Annotated in this window: 3 protein-coding genes and 1 pseudogene; 3 read left to right on the plus strand and 1 reads right to left on the minus strand. The window is 70.4% G+C overall.

Annotated elements, in window-relative coordinates; translation table 11 throughout:
- The coding region (locus ACE3O1_RS15115; RefSeq protein ID WP_374316455.1) for an ABC transporter substrate-binding protein at window positions 1–1,624 on the minus strand (1,624 nt) is incomplete at its 3' end.
- 280 nt (window positions 1,625–1,904) lie between these two features.
- Between ACE3O1_RS15115 and ACE3O1_RS15120 the strand changes: the two genes are divergently transcribed.
- The 3 genes and pseudogenes from ACE3O1_RS15120 to ACE3O1_RS15130 all read left to right on the plus strand — a co-directional run.
- A complete protein-coding gene (locus ACE3O1_RS15120; protein WP_374316457.1) occupies window positions 1,905–2,768 on the plus strand; it encodes a spermidine synthase in 864 nt (287 codons plus the stop codon).
- Between the two features lie 98 nt (window positions 2,769–2,866).
- Window positions 2,867–3,394 (plus strand): hypothetical protein, encoded by a 528-nt coding sequence (locus ACE3O1_RS15125; protein ID WP_374316459.1) that lies wholly within the window; start codon window positions 2,867–2,869, stop codon window positions 3,392–3,394.
- A 29-nt stretch (window positions 3,395–3,423) separates the two neighbouring features.
- Window positions 3,424–3,595: pseudogene (locus ACE3O1_RS15130) on the plus strand (M48 family peptidase); the annotation flags it as partial.

The following is a 3,595-nucleotide window of genomic DNA, read 5'->3' on the forward strand; positions in this document are numbered from 1 at the left end:
TGGCCGGGTACGACGTGACGCGCTCCGCGAACGCGAGCGTCGGCACGGGGTGGGCCAGCGGGATGCCGGGGAGGAACTCCATGATCTGCTCGTTGATGGCGAGGTAGGCGGCTTCCTGCTCCTCAGCCGTGGGCAGGCCGCGAGCCTCGGTCAGGGCAGCGGTGAGCTCCTCGTTCGTGAAGCCCCACTCGTTGCCGGCCGTGGCGAAGAACGTCCCGACGAAGTTGTCGGGGTCGTTGTAGTCGCCGGTCCAGCCGAGCAGGTGGATGCCGTGCTCCGCGCCGCCCTGGATGCGGTCGAGGTAGGTGGGGTTCCACTCCTCGCCGACCGGGGTGAGGACGATGCCGACCGCCTCGAGCTGCGATGCCAGGTTCGTGTAGATCTGCTCCGGGTTGGGCATGTACGGACGCGACACGTTGACCGGGTAGTTGAACTCCAGCGTCAGCGGGTTCGCCTCGTCGTAGCCGGCTTCGGCCAGGAGTGCGATCGCGGCGTCGGGGTCGTACTCGTACATGGTGACGTCCTCGTTCCAGCCGATGACCGCGGGCGGCATGAACTCCTGCGCCACCTCGGTGCCCTCGGGGAGCACCTGGGTCACGAGCTGCTCCTTGTCGATCGCGTGGGCGATCGCCTGGCGCACCCGGATGTCGGCGAGCGCCGGCACGGCCTGGTTCATCGCCAGGTAGAGGATGTTGAACGGGTCACGGTTGACGAGGTTGAAGCCGGCCTCCTCGAGCGCGCCGAGGTCGGCGGGAGCGACGAGGTCGTAGCCGTCGATCGAGCCGGACTCGAGCGCCTGGCGACGGGCGGTGGTCTCGCCGATCACCTGGAAGATGACCTCCTGGACCTGACCCTGCTCGCCCCAGTAGTCCTCGTAGGCGCTGAGGGTGACGGACTCGCCCGGCGACCACTCCTCGAAGACGAACGGGCCGGTGCCGACCGGGTGACCCTGCGCGTACTCGCTCAGGACCGGCGCCTCGGCGGTGCCGCCGACCTCGTCGGCGGAGTACTCCTCCAGGGCGGCGGGGCTCTGGATCGCGAAAGACGGCAGCGACAGCGCCGGGATGAATCCGGCGAACGGCTGGGTCAGCGTGATGACGGCCTCGGTGTCGCTGGTCGCCTCGCACCCGCCGTAGATCGACGTGCCCGTGTCGGCGTAGCCGCGCATGAGCTTGCCCCAGTAGTACGACAGGCTCTCGCTGGCCGCGACGCCGGTGAAGTTGTTCATCCGGTCGAAGTTGAAGCAGACGGCCTCGGCGTTGAAGTCGGTGCCGTCGTGGAAGGTGACGCCCTCCTTGAGCGCGAAGGTGTAGGTGAGGCCGTCCTCGGACTGCTCCCACGTCTCGGCGAGACCCGGCGCGGGGTCGGCCGTTCCCGGCTCGACGCCGACGAGTCCCTCGAAGATCTGACGCGAGACGCGGAACGTCTCTCCATCGTTGGCCATCGCCGGGTCGAGGCCGGAGATGTCGCCGGACGACGCGAACACGAACGTCGAGTCGACGTCGCTCGCGTCGCCGGTCTCGCCGCCCTCGTCGCGCTGGCTGGCGCATGCGGTGAGGACGAGCGCGCTGACGGCGATCGCGGCAGCGCCCGCGAGAACGCGGCGCTTCGATGTGTGGGGCATGTGCTGTGCACCTTCCATATCATGCGGGCGCGGCTGCACATCGTCGTGGAGCAGAGGTGCGCCTTGCCCTCAGGGGGTGTGATCCATCGACGCTACCTGCACGTGGGCGCCCGGACGATTACGCCTGTGTCTCGATTCTGTTTCGGCGGGTTGGATCGTGCGCAGATGATCGATCTGCGCCATGTACCCCACGACCCGTTGTGCAGATGTGTCAGAAAGGCGCTGCTCGCGGCGACGCGACCGCCACGTGCCCCCGACCGGCGGGGCTAACGTGGTGCTCATGGCACGCGGCAGGGACGAGGCATCCGCCCCCACCGTCCGGCTCTCCGACGGCGCTGTGGCCCGCGTCGTCCCGTCGGCGTACGGCGGCGGGTGGGAGCTCGACGTCGCAGGCACGCCGCAGTCGCACATCGACCTCGACGATCCCACCCACCTGCACTTCGAGTACGTCGCGCGCATGGGGGCCGTCATCGACCGGCTCCGGATGCCGCGGCAGCCGCTGACCGCCATCCACCTCGGGGCGGGGGCGCTGACCATCCCCCGGTACATCGAGGCGACCCGGCCGGGCTCTCGGCAGCAGGTCATCGAGCTCGAGCCCGCGCTGTGGGACCTCGTGCGCGAGAACCTCCCGCTCCCCCGCGGCGCTTCGATCCGGGTGCGCATCGGCGATGCCCGCGAGGGGCTCGGGCGGCTGCCGGCGGGGCTGGTCGGCGCGGCCGATCTGGTGGTGTCGGACGTGTACTCCGGAGCGCAGACCCCGGCGCACCTCACGACGGTCGAGTTCTACAGCGAGGCCGCGCGCTTCCTCGCCCCCGACGGCGTGCTGCTGGTGAACGTCGCCGACGGAGCCGGTCTCGCATTCGCACGACGCCAGGTCGCGACCATCATGTCCGTGCTGGAGCACGTCATCGTCCTCGCCGAGGTGCAGACCCTCAAGGGGCGCCGCTTCGGGAATCTCGTGATCGCCGCCTCGCCCGCGCCGCTGCCGACGGAGTGGCTGCCGAGGCTGATGGCCGCGGGACCGCACCCCGCCAAGCTCGCCCAGGGAGCCGAGGTCGTCGAGTTCGCGCGGGGCGCCCGCGTGGCCACCGACGCCGATGCCACCGCATCGCCGAAGCCCTCGGCATCCGTCTTCGATCGCTGACGGAATCGGATGCCGCGACCCGGCGTGCCACGCCCGGCGAACGGCGTGACGCGGGGCACACTGGAACGAGCTACCGACCGTGTGCGAAGGGAGTCGCTGTGAGCTACATCCGCGGGTACGACCCCGACACCCTCCGCGAGAAAGTCGATGCGCGGCAGTGCCGCGAGCGCCTCGACGAGATCGGCGAGCAGCGCAGCCTCCCGGCGCTCCTTGAGCGCGTGTGGCTGCTCAAGGTGCTCGACCGCAGCGAGGACGCCCTCGTGATCTCGGAGCAGTCCGTGCGCGTCGCGCGCATGGCCGGCACGCGCAAGGATCTGCTGCGCGCCCGGATCCTGCACGCCACCGTCCTGCAGGCGCGCGGCGCCTACGCCGCCGCCGACCAGGAGCTCACCACGTGCGCCGAGGAGGCCGAGGGCCAGGGCTGGTCGGGCATCGCGGCGTTCGCCCTGCAGCACCGCGGCAAGGTCGCCTACGAATCGGGCGACTTCGACTCGGCGCGCCGCGACTTCAAGCGAGCCCTGTTCCTGCGCCAGGAGTCGGGAGCGCCCGACGATCAGCTCGAGTCCACGCTGCTCGCCATCGATGCCGCCGACCGGCGCCGGGCCGCGGCATCCGTCGCGAGCTGACTGTCGCCGGCACGACTTACCCTCGTTCCATGTCGGATCTTCATCGCGTGCGCCATTGGGCCGAGGCCCTCATCGCCGCGCACCTCGACGACACGTGGTCGTTCGGGTTCGACAACGCCAAGCGGCGCGCGGGGCTGTGCGACTACACGCGCAAGCGCATCAGCGTGTCGCGCTACCTCGCGGCCCGGCACGACGACGACA

Origin of the sequence: Microbacterium sp. (assembly GCF_041909575.1) — a bacterium.
Classification (GTDB): domain Bacteria; phylum Actinomycetota; class Actinomycetes; order Actinomycetales; family Microbacteriaceae; genus Microbacterium.

Excerpts from the sequence above, each read along its gene's own strand:
- ACE3O1_RS15120 (WP_374316457.1), top strand. The coding sequence starts at position 1,905 with ATGGCACGCGGCAGGGACGAGGCATCCGCCCCCACCGTCCGGCTCTCC.